This is a genomic window from Candidatus Omnitrophota bacterium (genome assembly GCA_018894435.1).
Taxonomy (GTDB): Bacteria; Omnitrophota; Gorgyraeia; order JAHIPI01; family JAHIPI01; genus JAHIPI01.
Genome location: JAHIPI010000018.1, coordinates 1 through 13,611 on the forward strand (window position 1 = coordinate 1; position 13,611 = coordinate 13,611).

The following is a 13,611-nucleotide window of genomic DNA, read 5'->3' on the forward strand; positions in this document are numbered from 1 at the left end:
AAGGCCCTCTGGGCTTTATATTTCCTTCGGCTGCGATAATTACATTTTTGGGCATAAGGCGCGAATGGCGCGTTTTAAAAGATATGAAACCCATTCTAGGGCTTTTGCTTTTTCTTGCAATAAGCGCGCCATGGTTTATAGCGATGATCAAGCTTCACGGAAACGAATACCTCGGCAATGTCTGGTCGCTTGAGATAGCGAAAAAACTGAATCTCTCATCCCAGGGAGGGCCGAACCCCATTATCCATTATTTCAGTTCTATCTTTTATTATTTAGGCATGGTGTTTTGCCGAAACCTGCCGTGGTCAGCCTTTTTGCCTGCCGCAATAATCAGCGTTCCTTATTACGCAGGTAAAAAGAGATCGCTCGATTTTCTCTTATCGTGGTTTTTTGCTATTTTTGTTCTACTTACGCTCATATGGTCGCGCGAAAGTTATTATGTGCTGCCGCTTTGTATGCCGCTGGCTATTTTTATCGGTTTATATTTCGCGACACTTACTGAAAAAAATATTCTTATGGAGAAATTTTTGTTTAAATTGCCTTTTATTATAATCGTTTTATTTACGCCATTCGCGCTGACAGGATGGGCGTTTTTTACAGCTTACGGGTTGGGGGAGAACATTATCTTGCCGTCACTTTTGATGTTTATTCCGATAGGTTTTCTTGTATACGCATACATAAGAAAAGCAAAAAGGACGCTTATCCCCGCGGGCCTTATCATCGCGGCCTTCGCGTTTTTCGCTTATTTTAGCGTTTATATTATTTCCGTGGTAGACGACGAGCCGCTCATGGCATTTGCCGAAGACATAAAGGCCGTAATAAAAGACGGTGATGTGATAGCCGCGTCTTCAAGCGGCGCCAGCTACCACAGGCTGAATGTCTATCTTGATGAGTACGACGTCAAGAATATAAGCGCCCCGCCTGATTCTTTAAATGAATTTCTTTCCAAAAAAGACGTAAGGGTCTTTTGCGTAATGTCAAAAGATGATTATGAACACCTCATAACCGAGAAGACGAAGAAGCGCGTTTATATTATGGCCAAGGCCTTCAGGTGGCGAAAGTTCGAGAAGGAAGACGCCGGTTATTTTCTGAAGATGCTCTCGTATATTCTGCACAATAACAGGGATCTTTTTAGACAGTCGCTTAAGTACGAGATATACCTTGTTTCCAATATGCCATGATATTCTAATTATATCGGTTTTTGATTGACTAAGCCTGCTGGATAAATTATAATCTATTTATAACATTGCAAAGAGGTAGTCCCTCGACGCGCTCGCCTAAATCATATGCAAGCTCGCTTGCTCGGGACGATTTTTGCACGCAAAAATCGGAGGGCCATATGAGATATATTGCTGCAATATTAGTTATGCTATTTATAGTATCGTTTGCGCTGCCGCTATATGCCGCAGATAAAAAAGCCGCGCCGGCAAAAGGAGAAATGACTTACGCCGATAAGATAAGAGCGAATAATCAAAAAATAGCGACGTTTGTTGCCGATACGTTAAAAATGCCGTACGTCCTTGTAGGTGATTTTACCGAACAGGACCACGAGAAGGTAGTGGGCGAGACGAAGTATGAAGGCCATGAATACCTGCAAGATATGCCGGAGAAGTGGCACGGTGAAGGGAAAGCGGTAAAATAAAGAAATAACGTAAAAAGTGATAATTAAAAATAGGGACAGCTTCCGCTGTCCCTATTTTTAATGACTGGTGGAGGTGGGGAGATTCGAACTCCCGTCCCCGGATCTCAACCTAGAAGATATTACATGCTTGTCTTACCATTTTAATCTCGCCGTTCACATCTTCGGTAAGCGGGATATGCAAACAGCCAGCTTTTTAAAATTTCGCTACGGGCCCCAAAAGCGGAGGCGCCGCAACTATCCTGCATTCCGGAGCCGCATCCGACCTCCCAGGAAACCAGCCGGAGGGCTTGCTGCAATTAAGCAGCTAACGCTAATTGTTCATTAGCATTTATGTTTTTGTCAGGTGTTTTACGAGGCCTCCCGACAACCTCGGCATGCGCTTCTTAGACTGAACGATTCGAGTCGAAGCCTTTCACCCCCTATAAACTCGTCTTTCCTCTGAACTGGCGCGCTACATCACGCCTCACTTCACGCAGTTTAATAGCTTCGCGCTTGTCGTACAACCTCTTGCCTCTTGCAACGGCAAGTTCTATTTTTGCTATACCATGTTTAAAATAGGCCTTAAGAGGGATTAAAGTAGCGCCCTTTTGTAATGTCTGGCCGATCAGTTTCGTTATCTCATTTTTGTGGGCTAGAAGTTTTCTTTTTCTCTTTGGGTCTACATTTGTATAAGAGCCGTATTCATAAGGACTTATGTGCATATTGCATAAAAATAATTCGCCGTTATTTATTCTGGCAAAACTATCTTCCAAATTCGCATTGTGTTGGCGTAATGATTTTACTTCGGTACCTTTAAGCGCTATTCCCACCTCAAAGCTGTCAAGGATAGCAAAGTTATGCCTTGCCTTTTTGTTGGTAGCAACGATCTCTTCTTTTATGTTTTTCATGGGAATATATTATACCAAAATCATACCATTAATCAAGTATTATACCCTATTTTAATTGACAATATAAAATTCATAAAGTATACTTAAAATACTTGCGGAAGTGGCGGAACTGGCAAACGCGCTAGGTTCAGGACCTAGTGGGCGCAAGCTCTTGGGGGTTCAACTCCCCCCTTCCGCACCAGCTATTTTAATCATTATTATGAAAAAGATCACATTTATAATCGCATTTTTATTCATAGCAGTCGCTTTGTTCGCGCCCGTATCATTGGCCTATCACATAAAGGGTACGGACAAGGATATAGAGGCGCGCGATACCAGAATAAGCGGGAAGAATTACCTTCTTCTGGTGGATATATGCGAGGCCAACGGTATAGACTGGGAATGGGATAGTATCTCGCGCAGGATGATCCTGCGGAAAAACGGCCATGAAGCGGTGCTGCTTATAGGAAGCGAATATTATTGCGTAGATGCGGATATCAAAAAAGCGGGCGATCCGGTAGAGATTAAAGACGGCTCCATCTATGTCCCGTTGAAATTCGCCAAATATACGATTCCATATTTATTTAGCTTGAAAGAGAAGAAGGAGAAGGAGAGTAAAGTAACAGGCACCGCCATTATAGTCGCCCCGGATATACAGAAGCCGTCCGGAAAGAAATTTAAAGTCACAAAAATAGTCCTGGACCCCGGCCACGGGGGGAAGGACCCCGGTGCCATATCAAGAAGCGGCATAAGAGAGAAAGACATAGTCCTTGATGCGGCAAGAAGGCTCAAAAAGGCGCTTGAGAAAGAGGGTGTTGATGTTATTATGACGCGCTCATCCGATATATTTGTGCCTCTTGAGATGAGGGCGCGTATTGCCAATAGGGCAAACGCCGATTTTTTCATAAGTATTCACGCTAACGCTTCGCGCTCCAGATGGATAAAAGGGTTTGAAGTATATTACCTTTCGGAGGCGACCGACGACAACGCGCGCGCCATGGCTGTTTCAGAAAATTCCGCCCTGGATTACGAAGAGAGTTCATTGGACAGGCACTCTAAGAATGTAGATGCCATAGTTTGGGACCTGCAGCTTACCGAGCACAGAGAAGTATCCATAGAGTTGGCAGGTTTTATATGTCAAGAGGTTACCAGAATATTGAGAAGAAGCAATTCCAGCATAAAAAGCGCAAGGTTTTATGTCTTGAAAGGCGCAGAGATGCCATCGGTCTTAGTCGAGCTTAGTTATCTATCCAATAGGACAGAGGAAAGAAAGTTGAAAGACTCCTCCTATCGGCAAAAGCTTGCCGAAGGAATAGCCGCCGGCATAGTCAGGTATAAAGATGAGTATGAGAGAACGAACGGATTTTCACAATAAGAAAGAAATGCACGATAAGCCTATAGGCATATTCGATTCCGGTATAGGCGGCCTTACGGTGTTGAAAGAAATACGGAATATACTGCCCCGGGAAGACATAGTCTATTTCGGCGACACGGCAAGAGTTCCCTACGGCACTAAATCCAAAGAGACGGTTATAAAATTTTCTCTGCAAGACGCCGATTTTCTATCGAACTTTGACGTAAAGATGATAGTGGTGGCATGCAATACCGCTTCAAGCCTTAGCTTAGATATGCTGAAAAGGCGTTATGATATCCCACTTGTCGGCGTGATAGAGCCGGGGGCGCGCAAAGCCGCATCGCTTACCAGAAAGATGAAAATAGGCGTTATAGGCACAAAAGCGACCGTAAAAAGCGGGATCTACGAAAGAGAAGTAAAAAAATTCAACCCGGCAATAAACGTACTTTCTACAGACTGTCCATTATTTGTACCATTGGTCGAAGAAGGCTGGCTTCATGGTAAAATAACAGAAGCGATAGCAAAGACATATTTGGCTCCCGTAAAGAAATTTGGGGCGGATGTCCTCGTGCTTGGATGCACTCATTACCCGCTATTAAAGAGCGTAATACAGAAAGCCCTTGGCAGAGGGGTCAAACTTGTAGATTCGGCTAAAGAGACGGCAAAAGAAGTAAAAGCGATCATAGAAGAAAATGGAATGGCTAAAAGGTCAAACGAGAATCCGGAATACGCCTTTTATGTTTCCGACGAACCGGCGCTTTTCAAAAAGATCGGCGAAAAGTTTCTCAAAAGGCCCATAGAGAGAATCGAAAAAGCGGAAATAGAATTAAAGGAAAAGTATGTACACGATAGAAGTATTTCTCAATTTCAGCGCAGCACATAGGCTGCGTCACTATAAGGGGAAATGCGAAAATATCCACGGCCACAATTGGAAGGTGGGCGTATCTATCTCTTCAAAGACGCCTAACCATATAGGAATAGTGGCGGATTTCAGGGATGTTAAAAAGATACTCAAGGGCGTTCTGGAAAAGTTGGACCATAAGGATCTGAACGCCATCGCATATTTTAAAAAAGTAAATCCCACGTCAGAGAACCTTGCAAAATATATATACGACGAACTGAAAAAAAAGAAACTGAAGCCGTCATCCGTGTCAGTGTGGGAAGCAGATGATTCGAAAGCGGAGTACAGAGAGTGATCCGGGACAACTGGGAATTATTAGTTAACTGTATATGAAAAAAGCAATAGTTTTATTATCGGGCGGGCTTGATTCCGCAACAACGCTTGCTTTGGCGCTTCGCAAGGGTTATGATTGCCGATGCCTTATATTTGACTATGGCCAGCGCCACAAAAAGGAAGTAAGGCACGCGGTAAAAATAGCAAAAGCGGCCAACTGCGGTTACAATGTCATAAAGCTGCCATTTTCTTGGCGCGGCAGTTCTCTTTTAAATAAAAAAGCGCCGCTTCCCAGGCGGGGCATCAAAGAGATGGGAAAGGATATACCGTCTACGTATGTTCCGTCTAGGAATACGGTATTCTTAAGCGTTGCGGCCTCGGTAGCAGAATCCTCCGGCGCCGGCGCGATATTTATAGGCGCAAACGCGGTGGATTATTCCGGTTATCCTGACTGCAGGCCGGAATATTTCAAGGCATTTGAGGCATTGCTTAAAAAGGGGATAAAAAGCGGCAAAGACGGCCGCCATATAAAGATAATAACGCCTCTGATCGGGAAGACAAAGGCAGAAATAGTAAAAATAGGCAGCCGACTTAACGTGCCATACCATCTCACATGGTCGTGTTACGCCGGTAAAAAGATACCGTGCATGGAATGCGATTCCTGCCTTTTGAGAGAAAAGGGGTTTCGCGAAGCCGGTATTAAGGATTCACTTGTATGAAGAAAAAGCGAAGTAAGCTAAAGGCAGATTTAATAGAGATATTTTCGTCAATACAGGGCGAGGGACTTTTTGTAGGCTATAAACAGATATTTGTGCGGCTTGCCGGTTGTAACTTACGCTGCGTATTTTGCGACACAAAGACGGAAGCGAAGATAAAAGGGGTGAGCCCAAACGATGTCCTTCGAAAGGTAAAATATCTGGACAGGGCCCATGGCGAACATCATGCGGTTTCTTTGACGGGCGGAGAGCCGCTCCTCCACACCGCATTTTTAAAAGAACTTCTACCTAAACTGAAACGGGCAGGTTTTAAAATATACCTTGAGACGAACGGTACTTTATATAAAGAGCTAAAACAACTTATTAAATATATCGATTTTGTTGCGATGGATTTCAAGCTGCCGTCGTCAACAGCTATGGCGCCGTTATGGCGTTTGCATAAAGAGTTTCTTAAAATAGCGAGTAAAAAGAAGGTATTTGTGAAGGCGGTGGTGACAAATAAGACGCACCTTGCCGATGTCTTGGAAGCCGGCCGCATAATAGAGAAAATAAGCAAGGACATAATATTCATTTTACAGCCGGCAACTCCCGTGAGTACGAGGGATAAGGAAGTGTCGCATAGGAAGCTTAGCGAGTACCGCCATATTTCTGCCGAACGGCTCACTAATGTGCGGGTTATCCCGCAGATGCATAAGATTATGGGGATTAGATGAAAAAATCATCATATGAAGGCCTGCAGAAAGACGTAAGAAAATTTAAGACTCCGGAGATAGAGGTCTGGGACAATAAATACAGCGACAAGGATTACCTTGTCAGAATAGAGACCGATGAATTTACCTGCATCTGCCCTAAGACGGGATTGCCGGATTTTGCTGCGATAAAAGTGGAATATGTCCCCGATGGGTGGTGTATAGAGCTTAAGTCGTTGAAGCTTTATTTCGTATCTTATAGGAACATCGGGATATTTCATGAGCACGTGACAAATCGCATACTTGACGACCTTGTTAAAGCGGCAAAACCGCGTTTTATGCGCATCGAGATGGCGTACAAGTCGCGCGGTGGGATAAAGACGTCGACTAAAGCGGAGTATATACGGAAAGGATATCGGCCGAATGAGAAATATTAAGGCGCGCGCAATATCGGCGCTTATAGCAAAATTGTGCATTGAAGCAAATACAAAGCTGAGAGGCGACATCCGTTGTGCAATATGCGCCGCGCTCAAAAAAGAGACAAGTGTCCGCGCGAAAAGGTACCTTAAGATGCTGATAGATAACGCCGGCATAGCCGCAAAAGAAGGAATAGCAATATGCCAGGATACCGGCATAGCGGCGGTCTTTGTGGATATGGGGCAGAATGCGCATGTAATCGGCGGCTTGTTGAAAAGCGCAGTGGATAGGGGCGTAGAACGCGGCTACAAAGAAGGATATTTCCGGAAATCGGTGGTCCATTGCCCCATCAGAAGAAAAAATACCGGCACAAACACTCCTGCAATATTACATACCACAATAGTGCCCGGTGATTCCTTCAAGGTGTGGGTCATGGTAAAGGGTTTCGGCAGCGAGAATAAATCGGTAATAAAGATGCTGTATCCGACGGCCGGAGAGGAAGAGATAATAGATTTTATACTTGATACGGTAAAAAATGCCGGCGCGGAGGCATGCCCCCCGCTTGCCATAGGAATAGGCATGGGCGGGACATTCGACCACGCCGCGCACCTTGCAAAAAGATCGCTTCTACGCGATATTGGGAAGAAGAATCCCGAGAAGTATCTTGCGGTTTTGGAAAAGAAGATCATGGATAAGGTAAATAAGCTAGGCATTGGCCCTATGGGGCTTGGCGGAAAGACAACAGCCCTGGGAGTTACTATATTGGCGTCGGCCACTCATATAGCGGGGCTTCCGGTAGCCGTAAACATCAGCTGCCACGCGACGCGCAGCGCTTATGGGAAACTATGAAGAAGATATATTTGCCTATAACAAGCGAAGACATAGAAAACCTTAAGGCAGGCGACGAGGCCCTTTTAACAGGCAGTATGTACACTGCGCGCGATGTGGTGCATAAGATATTTGTTGAAGGTATGAAGGATAAGCAGATCCCGCCAATCAGGCTTTACGGCGCTACTCTCTATTACGCCGGCCCGACGCCGGGAATACCGCCACGCATAATCGGCTCATGCGGCCCGACGACAAGTTCGCGTATGGATAAATTTACGCCGGCTTTGCTTGATGCCGGAGTAAAAGCCATGGTAGGTAAAGGCAGGCGGAGCGAGAAGGTAAGAGCGGCGATAAAAAAGCACAAGGCAGTATATTTTCTTGCGCCGGCCGGATGCGGCGCGCTTTTGGGAAATAAAATAAAAAAAGCGAGGATCGTTGGTTTTCCCGACTTGGGATCGGAAGCGATATATGAACTTGAAGTGGAGGATTTTCCTGTTATAGTGGGAATAGATTCTAAAGGCAATGATATATTTAAGAAATGAAAGGGGCAGCAATGAGGCAAAACGGCCGCGCAAATGATGAATTAAGAAAAATAAAAATAACGAGGGACTATCTCAAATTTGCAGAAGGTTCCTGCCTTATAGAGATGGGCAATACCAAAGTTGTATGCTCAGCAAGCGTTGAGAAGGGGGTGCCGCCTTTCTTAAGGAATACCGGCGAGGGGTGGGTTACTGCCGAGTACGGCATGCTGCCGCGCTCGTGCAAATCGCGCATCCCGCGCGAATCATCAAAAGGTAGGACGGGCGGAAGGACGCACGAGATACAGCGGCTTATCGGCCGTTCACTACGTACTGTTGTCGATATGACGACGCTTGGCGAGCGCACCATATGGCTCGACGCCGATGTTATACAGGGCGACGGAGGGACTCGCTGTGCGTCCATAACAGGAAGTTTTATCGCGCTTTGCGACGCGCTCTTAAAACTGAAAAAAGATAAGGCAATAGAAGAAATCCCCGTATGCGATTTTGTGGCGGCGATAAGCGTGGGCATAATAAAAGGAGAGGCAGTCCTTGACCTGGACTACGAAGAGGATTCGAAGGCCGAAGTGGATATGAATATAATCATGACAGGTTCGGGAAAATTCATCGAGGTGCAGGGAACGGCCGAACGCGAACCATTCGATTCTAAGATGATGGGCAAGATGGTGAATCTGGCAAAAAAAGGAATAAAAGAGCTTATCAGCATTCAGCGGAAGACACTTGGGAAGCTAATATGCTTGTGAAAGAGCTTGTAGTCGCGACGCAGAATAAGGACAAGGTACGCGAGATAAAAAATATCCTGAAAGGCGTACACATAAAAATACTTACCCCGGACGTTTTCGGTAAGACGCCAAAAGTTGTGGAAGACGGTAAGACTTTCGAGGCGAATGCCGCGAAAAAAGCGAGAATAATATCGCGATTTACGCATAGGATGGCGATTGCCGATGATTCAGGGCTTGAAGTCAAAACATTAGGCGGAAGGCCGGGCATAAGGTCATCACGTTTTGCTGGGAGCGCGCAGGATTATTTAAAGAATAATAGAAAACTCCTCGGGCTTATGAAGGATGTGCCGGCGCGGAAGAGAGGCGCACGTTTTGTTTGCGTAATAGCGATTGCTAAAGACGATAAAGTTTTACGGACGGTAAGGGGAACCTGTAGCGGCAGAATAGCGTTTGAGATGCGCGGTAAGACAGGTTTTGGCTACGACCCGGTCTTTATATCGCCCAAACACGGCAAAACCTTCGCCGAGCTCGGGCAAAAGATCAAGAATAGAATAAGTCATCGCTACAGAGCGCTTGTCAAAGCCAAGAAAGTTCTTAAGAAGTTATTGTGATAGATTGCAGAATTAGTTATAATGAATAATATATATGGTAGATGTAGCTCAGTTGGTTAGAGCGCTAGATTGTGGTTCTAGAAGTCGCGGGTTCGAATCCCGTCATCTACCCCACTTCTACGCTCTCCTTCGCTCTACTTCGTAGAGCTTCGGAGAGCTTCGAAGTGCACGCACACTTGATGTAATTATCGATGTAGAAGTGTTCTGCGAAGCTCAAGCACGGAGCGATAGCGGAGTATTTGAGCGTAGCAGAACAAGCATATTCTATGTACTACGTCTATATCCTCCAAAGTCTTAAAGACCAAAGTTATTATACAGGCCTTACCACGGACGTGGAAGCTCGTCTCAAAAAGCATAATAATGGCTCAGTTGAGTATACTTCCACAAAGCGTCCGTTCAAGTTAGTATGGTATTGCTGTTTTGAGGATAAAGTGAAAGCCTTACACTTTGAGAAATACCTTAAATCCGGCTCAGGATTCGCTCTTGCCCGAAAAAGACTAGTATAGCCCCGCCTTTCCCCGTATCACAAGCTGTTCATAAAGCCTCTCTTGCCCTCCGAAGCTCGCCCTCGTTTAGTTGCAGGCGAGCGTAGGAGGGCTTATTAATCTCCAAACCATGCCAATTCCTCTCGTAGTTTATGGCTGCTAGTTTATGCTATTTTCGCGCAATAATGCGCTTATTTCTGGTGTGAATTCTGCCATAAACTAGACGTGAGGGGTATTATGGGATAAGAGAGGTTAGTACAAGAAACGATATATTTTTGTAAAGATGCTTCGATAATGCTATTATGCATAACAGTCTTATGCTAAGATAAGTACTATATATAGACGGGGGCTAAAACATGATTCGGATTGAAGAGCTATTCACAAAATACATAGGATACTTTCAAACTTTAAAAAGCAAAACGGAAAAAGAATTGCAGAAACTGCCAAAAGGTGTACTTCAAAAAAAGAAGATAAATGTGGCAGTATTTGCTATACCAAACAAAAGTAAATAAATAACAATATTTGTTTGGTAAAAAATGTTGATATATTTTACTAAACATAGTATAATATTTCTATAGATATGTTTGGTAAAGGAGGAGCGTATGGGTGTTATTAAAGGCGTACTAAAAGAAGAGCTTAAGAATTCGCTCGACATGGTAAAGCGGTATCAAGAAGAAATAATTAAAATAAAAGGCTGCCTTATTCGTAAGAAAATAGGTAAGCGATATTATTTTTATATAGCCAAGAGGCAAGGTAAGAAGATAAAATTTATATATAAAGGACCGATTTCGGCAGAAATAAAGAGAGCATATTTAAAGCAGAGAAAGATGCTTGATAAGTATAAAGAATTACTATTGAAGTCAAAAAACCAGGTTAAGTTCATAAAAAGGGCTTTACGTGGAAAAGAAACAGTATGAGTTGTGCGTTGAAGTTTTGCGCAGGTTAGATAATGCAGGGGTATTAAAATATCTCATCTTGGTAGGAAGTTGGTGCATACCGTTCTACCGCGATTACTTTAAAGACGTGCCATATGTATCATCCATAAGGACCAGAGACGTTGATTTCATGATCCCTGGCCGTATTAAGATAAAAACTAAAATCGATCTGGTTGAGCTATTAAAAGATCTTGGATTTGTAGTGGGCTTTCAAGGTAGAGAAGGCTATATTAGATTGGAGCACCCAGAGCTTGCCATAGAGTTCTTGGTTCCTGAGAAAGGGCGTGGTTCAAATAAGCCGTTTCCTTTAAAAGAACTGGGTATCAATGCTCAGCCTCTCAGATACTTGAATCTACTTACCCAGAATGTTATACATACAGAAGTTGACGGAATTAAAATTTCTTTACCTCACCCGGTACTTTTCGCATTTCATAAATTAATAATAGCCCAACTGAGAAAAAATGAAGATAAAGCCACTAAGGATAATGAGGGTGCGCTAAGGATTTTAAAAGCAGTATTAGCTAAAGGGGAGTCGGCGATTATAAAAAGAATATTTAATTCAATACTTCCGAAATGGCGCGAAAAGGTTCTTAAGGCTGTAAGAAGGGAAGGAGAATCAGAACTTTTGCAAATTTTGGAAAAATAATAGATTAAGTTTGTCTGGGAGGGTGAAGAGGCGCGAACCTCTCTAGTTCAAATCCCGTCATCCACCCCAATTCTTCGCTCTTCTACGCTCTCCTCCGGAGAGCTTCGAAGAGCTACGAAGTGCAAGCATCAAGCTCCTCCTACGTTCTCTTAGGCTTTAACAACAGAGAACTTCGGAGGAGAACGAAGAAGTGTCCTGCGAAGTTCTCCGAAGCTTCAGCGAAGGAGAACGTAGCAGGGCAATACTCTATGTACTACGTCTATATCCTCCAAAGTCTTAAAGACCAAAGTTATTACACAGGCCTTACTACGGACGTGGAAGCTCGTCTCAAAAAGAATAATAATGGCTCAGGATTCGCTCTTGCCCGAAAAAGATTTGTATAGCCCCGTTTTTCCCCATACCACAAGCTGCTTATAAAGCCTCTCTTGCCCTGCGAAGCCCCCGCTTATTTACGTGTCGGGGAGCGTAGCAGGGCTATTTATCACCTCAATAGGCCAAATCTTCTCTTATATAATGCTCGCTATCGGGTAGTAGTGCTCGGATGATGGCCTAATTCGTTTATTCTCGCCTTGATTGATAGGATAGGATTTTAAGGTGGCTGCGGTATTTGGCTATAGTTCTGCGGGAAACTGAGATTCCTTCTTGTTTTAGAATATCGATTATTTGCCGGTCGGTTAAGGGGTTCTCTTTATTTTCATTTTTTATGAATTCTTTTATTTTTGATTTGATGGCTTTAGACGAGAAAAGTTCTCCGCTCCCCTGTTTAACCCCAGAATTTAAAAATTGCCGCAGCTCAAAGATGCCATCTGGTGTTTGGAGGTATTTATTAGCCATCGCCCTGCTTACCGTAGATTTATGTTTACCTACAAGCTTAGCAATTTGTGATGAAGTCATAGGTTGAAAGTTTCCATTCTCCCAAAAATCTCTCTGAACAGAGACAATAGCTTCGGTTACCTCTTGTAAAGTTTGCTTGCGTTTATGCAGAGCATCGATTAATGTGCGACCCGCTTTTAATCTCTCTCTTAAGTATTCTTTAGTATCTTCGGCAGTATCTTTTTGTTTTAGTATTGCTTTATATTTAGGATTAAGGCTAAGAGAAGGCATTTCCCAATCGTTAAGGATAACTTCAAGCTTATCTTCGTTTCTTTTTAATATGGCATCCGGTATTAGGCGGACAGCCCTTTCCGTATTAATTAAGCGGCCTGGTTTCGGTTCTAATTTAGCTATTTCTTTTATCGCTTCTTTGATTCTTTCTACAGTAATTTTTCCGCCAAAGGCGCATCTGCCTTTGGCGGATAACTTTTTTACCATAGGCTCAAATCTTTTCTTTTCTAAGTAAGCAAGATACTTATCTATAATTTGGCCGGCCAGGGAATTTTCTTCTCCTTTTGCCTTTATTTGCAGTAAGAGGCACTCTCTTAAATCTCGCGCGCCTACACCAATAGGATCAAAGGTTTGAATTAATGACAATACTTTTCCGACTTCGAATCGCGTGATTTTACCGGATTTGGGCTTTATGTCTTCTATCGGGCAGCCAAGGTAACCGTCATCATTTATATTGCCTATGATCAGTTCTCCTATTTCCCGGGCATCATCAGAATCAGCAAGCAGCTGTAATTGCGACAGGAGATGGTCCTGAAGCGTGGCGGGTTTGGTTATAAGGCTTTCTTTGTAATTTTGGTCCTCAACGCCAGCGAAATCGTAACTTGCTTCTTTAGGCGGTTTCACGCTTTCCATATTCAATAAAGGATTTTCTTCTACCTGTTTTTCGACGAATTCCTTTAATTTAATAAGAGGCATCTGCAAGAGGTTGATAGATAGACGCATCTGGGGAGTTAATCTGAATTTATAGGTTAGCTTATTTACAGGTTTTAGTGCTAGTTCCATGGGGTACCTTTAGATTCGTCAATGACAAGCTTATATTATACCCGACTTTATTGATTTAGCAAGCAACATCTATGCCAAGAAGGGGATGGGGATTTTTATT

The 13,611-nt window shown here is 43.6% G+C and carries 19 protein-coding genes, 2 tRNA genes and 1 other RNA gene; 19 read left to right on the top strand and 3 right to left on the bottom strand.

Going from position 1 to position 13,611, the window contains the following annotated elements; translation table 11 throughout:
* On the top strand, nucleotides 1-1,181 hold a 1,181-nt coding region (locus KKI13_01255; GenBank protein ID MBU4487683.1), incomplete at its 5' end, for a hypothetical protein.
* Nucleotides 1,182-1,339: 158 nt separating this feature from the next.
* Nucleotides 1,340-1,642 carry a hypothetical protein gene (locus KKI13_01260; protein ID MBU4487684.1) on the top strand — a complete coding sequence of 101 codons (303 nt, stop codon included), beginning with the start codon at nucleotides 1,340-1,342 and terminating at the stop codon, nucleotides 1,640-1,642.
* A 65-nt stretch (nucleotides 1,643-1,707) separates the two neighbouring features.
* Here KKI13_01260 and ssrA read toward each other — a convergent pair.
* Nucleotides 1,708-2,062: a transfer-messenger RNA gene (gene ssrA / locus KKI13_01265) on the bottom strand.
* On the bottom strand, nucleotides 2,062-2,529 hold the full coding sequence (smpB, locus tag KKI13_01270; GenBank protein MBU4487685.1) for an SsrA-binding protein SmpB: 468 nt from the start codon (nucleotides 2,527-2,529) through the stop codon (nucleotides 2,062-2,064). Before smpB ends, ssrA begins: the two co-directional genes overlap by 1 nt.
* Nucleotides 2,530-2,623: 94 nt before the next feature.
* Between smpB and KKI13_01275 the strand changes: the two genes are divergently transcribed.
* The 17 genes from KKI13_01275 (at nucleotide 2,624) to KKI13_01355 (ending at nucleotide 12,007) form a co-directional block, all read left to right on the top strand.
* A tRNA-Leu gene (locus tag KKI13_01275) sits at nucleotides 2,624-2,710 on the top strand.
* A gap of 18 nt (nucleotides 2,711-2,728) precedes the next feature.
* Nucleotides 2,729-3,883 (top strand): N-acetylmuramoyl-L-alanine amidase, encoded by a 1,155-nt coding sequence (locus tag KKI13_01280; GenBank protein ID MBU4487686.1) that lies wholly within the window; start codon nucleotides 2,729-2,731, stop codon nucleotides 3,881-3,883.
* A gap of 7 nt (nucleotides 3,884-3,890) precedes the next feature.
* Complete coding sequence (murI, locus tag KKI13_01285; GenBank protein MBU4487687.1) at nucleotides 3,891-4,745, top strand: glutamate racemase; 855 nt, start codon at nucleotides 3,891-3,893, stop codon at nucleotides 4,743-4,745.
* Nucleotides 4,702-5,058, top strand: a complete 357-nt coding sequence (gene queD / locus KKI13_01290) for a 6-carboxytetrahydropterin synthase QueD (protein ID MBU4487688.1) — start codon at nucleotides 4,702-4,704, stop codon at nucleotides 5,056-5,058. Before murI ends, queD begins: the two co-directional genes overlap by 44 nt.
* A 34-nt stretch (nucleotides 5,059-5,092) precedes the next feature.
* The gene (gene queC, locus KKI13_01295; GenBank protein MBU4487689.1) at nucleotides 5,093-5,755 is read left to right on the top strand and encodes a 7-cyano-7-deazaguanine synthase QueC; all 663 of its coding nucleotides are present in this window, start codon (nucleotides 5,093-5,095) and stop codon (nucleotides 5,753-5,755) included.
* Complete coding sequence (locus tag KKI13_01300; GenBank protein MBU4487690.1) at nucleotides 5,752-6,465, top strand: 7-carboxy-7-deazaguanine synthase QueE; 714 nt, start codon at nucleotides 5,752-5,754, stop codon at nucleotides 6,463-6,465. The genes queC and KKI13_01300 overlap by 4 nt, the downstream gene beginning before the upstream one ends.
* The gene (gene queF / locus KKI13_01305; GenBank protein MBU4487691.1) at nucleotides 6,462-6,878 is read left to right on the top strand and encodes a preQ(1) synthase; all 417 of its coding nucleotides are present in this window, start codon (nucleotides 6,462-6,464) and stop codon (nucleotides 6,876-6,878) included. The genes KKI13_01300 and queF overlap by 4 nt, the downstream gene beginning before the upstream one ends.
* Nucleotides 6,865-7,707, top strand: coding sequence for a fumarate hydratase (locus KKI13_01310; protein ID MBU4487692.1), 843 nt, complete (start codon nucleotides 6,865-6,867; stop codon nucleotides 7,705-7,707). The genes queF and KKI13_01310 overlap by 14 nt, the downstream gene beginning before the upstream one ends.
* Nucleotides 7,704-8,228: a FumA C-terminus/TtdB family hydratase beta subunit gene (locus KKI13_01315; GenBank protein ID MBU4487693.1), complete on the top strand. Its 525-nt coding sequence runs from the start codon at nucleotides 7,704-7,706 to the stop codon at nucleotides 8,226-8,228. The genes KKI13_01310 and KKI13_01315 overlap by 4 nt, the downstream gene beginning before the upstream one ends.
* A gap of 11 nt (nucleotides 8,229-8,239) precedes the next feature.
* Nucleotides 8,240-8,968, top strand: a complete 729-nt coding sequence (rph, locus tag KKI13_01320; GenBank protein ID MBU4487694.1) for a ribonuclease PH — start codon at nucleotides 8,240-8,242, stop codon at nucleotides 8,966-8,968.
* Complete coding sequence (locus KKI13_01325) at nucleotides 8,959-9,558, top strand: XTP/dITP diphosphatase (GenBank protein ID MBU4487695.1); 600 nt, start codon at nucleotides 8,959-8,961, stop codon at nucleotides 9,556-9,558. Before rph ends, KKI13_01325 begins: the two co-directional genes overlap by 10 nt.
* A 37-nt stretch (nucleotides 9,559-9,595) precedes the next feature.
* A tRNA-His gene (locus KKI13_01330) sits at nucleotides 9,596-9,672 on the top strand.
* A 152-nt stretch (nucleotides 9,673-9,824) separates the two neighbouring features.
* Nucleotides 9,825-10,064: a GIY-YIG nuclease family protein gene (locus KKI13_01335; GenBank protein MBU4487696.1), complete on the top strand. Its 240-nt coding sequence runs from the start codon at nucleotides 9,825-9,827 to the stop codon at nucleotides 10,062-10,064.
* Nucleotides 10,065-10,399: 335 nt separating this feature from the next.
* On the top strand, nucleotides 10,400-10,555 hold the full coding sequence (locus tag KKI13_01340) for a hypothetical protein (GenBank protein MBU4487697.1): 156 nt from the start codon (nucleotides 10,400-10,402) through the stop codon (nucleotides 10,553-10,555).
* Between the two features lie 90 nt (nucleotides 10,556-10,645).
* Nucleotides 10,646-10,960, top strand: coding sequence for a hypothetical protein (locus KKI13_01345; protein MBU4487698.1), 315 nt, complete (start codon nucleotides 10,646-10,648; stop codon nucleotides 10,958-10,960).
* Nucleotides 10,941-11,624 carry a nucleotidyltransferase domain-containing protein gene (locus tag KKI13_01350; protein ID MBU4487699.1) on the top strand — a complete coding sequence of 228 codons (684 nt, stop codon included), beginning with the start codon at nucleotides 10,941-10,943 and terminating at the stop codon, nucleotides 11,622-11,624. Before KKI13_01345 ends, KKI13_01350 begins: the two co-directional genes overlap by 20 nt.
* A gap of 248 nt (nucleotides 11,625-11,872) precedes the next feature.
* Nucleotides 11,873-12,007: a GIY-YIG nuclease family protein gene (locus KKI13_01355; GenBank protein MBU4487700.1), complete on the top strand. Its 135-nt coding sequence runs from the start codon at nucleotides 11,873-11,875 to the stop codon at nucleotides 12,005-12,007.
* Nucleotides 12,008-12,182: 175 nt separating this feature from the next.
* Here KKI13_01355 and rpoN read toward each other — a convergent pair whose 3' ends face one another.
* On the bottom strand, nucleotides 12,183-13,511 hold the full coding sequence (gene rpoN / locus KKI13_01360) for an RNA polymerase factor sigma-54 (GenBank protein MBU4487701.1): 1,329 nt from the start codon (nucleotides 13,509-13,511) through the stop codon (nucleotides 12,183-12,185).
* Nucleotides 13,512-13,611 lie beyond the last annotated feature (100 nt).

Excerpts from the sequence above, each read along its gene's own strand:
- KKI13_01260 (MBU4487684.1), top strand. The coding sequence starts at position 1,340 with ATGAGATATATTGCTGCAATATTAGTTATGCTATTTATAGTATCGTTT.
- smpB (MBU4487685.1), bottom strand. The coding sequence starts at position 2,529 with ATGAAAAACATAAAAGAAGAGATCGTTGCTACCAACAAAAAGGCAAGG.
- KKI13_01280 (MBU4487686.1), top strand. The coding sequence starts at position 2,729 with ATGAAAAAGATCACATTTATAATCGCATTTTTATTCATAGCAGTCGCT.
- murI (MBU4487687.1), top strand. The coding sequence starts at position 3,891 with ATGCACGATAAGCCTATAGGCATATTCGATTCCGGTATAGGCGGCCTT.
- queD (MBU4487688.1), top strand. The coding sequence starts at position 4,702 with ATGTACACGATAGAAGTATTTCTCAATTTCAGCGCAGCACATAGGCTG.
- queC (MBU4487689.1), top strand. The coding sequence starts at position 5,093 with ATGAAAAAAGCAATAGTTTTATTATCGGGCGGGCTTGATTCCGCAACA.
- KKI13_01300 (MBU4487690.1), top strand. The coding sequence starts at position 5,752 with ATGAAGAAAAAGCGAAGTAAGCTAAAGGCAGATTTAATAGAGATATTT.
- queF (MBU4487691.1), top strand. The coding sequence starts at position 6,462 with ATGAAAAAATCATCATATGAAGGCCTGCAGAAAGACGTAAGAAAATTT.
- KKI13_01310 (MBU4487692.1), top strand. The coding sequence starts at position 6,865 with ATGAGAAATATTAAGGCGCGCGCAATATCGGCGCTTATAGCAAAATTG.
- KKI13_01315 (MBU4487693.1), top strand. The coding sequence starts at position 7,704 with ATGAAGAAGATATATTTGCCTATAACAAGCGAAGACATAGAAAACCTT.
- rph (MBU4487694.1), top strand. The coding sequence starts at position 8,240 with ATGAGGCAAAACGGCCGCGCAAATGATGAATTAAGAAAAATAAAAATA.
- KKI13_01325 (MBU4487695.1), top strand. The coding sequence starts at position 8,959 with ATGCTTGTGAAAGAGCTTGTAGTCGCGACGCAGAATAAGGACAAGGTA.
- KKI13_01335 (MBU4487696.1), top strand. The coding sequence starts at position 9,825 with ATGTACTACGTCTATATCCTCCAAAGTCTTAAAGACCAAAGTTATTAT.
- KKI13_01340 (MBU4487697.1), top strand. The coding sequence starts at position 10,400 with ATGATTCGGATTGAAGAGCTATTCACAAAATACATAGGATACTTTCAA.
- KKI13_01345 (MBU4487698.1), top strand. The coding sequence starts at position 10,646 with ATGGGTGTTATTAAAGGCGTACTAAAAGAAGAGCTTAAGAATTCGCTC.
- KKI13_01355 (MBU4487700.1), top strand. The coding sequence starts at position 11,873 with ATGTACTACGTCTATATCCTCCAAAGTCTTAAAGACCAAAGTTATTAC.
- rpoN (MBU4487701.1), bottom strand. The coding sequence starts at position 13,511 with ATGGAACTAGCACTAAAACCTGTAAATAAGCTAACCTATAAATTCAGA.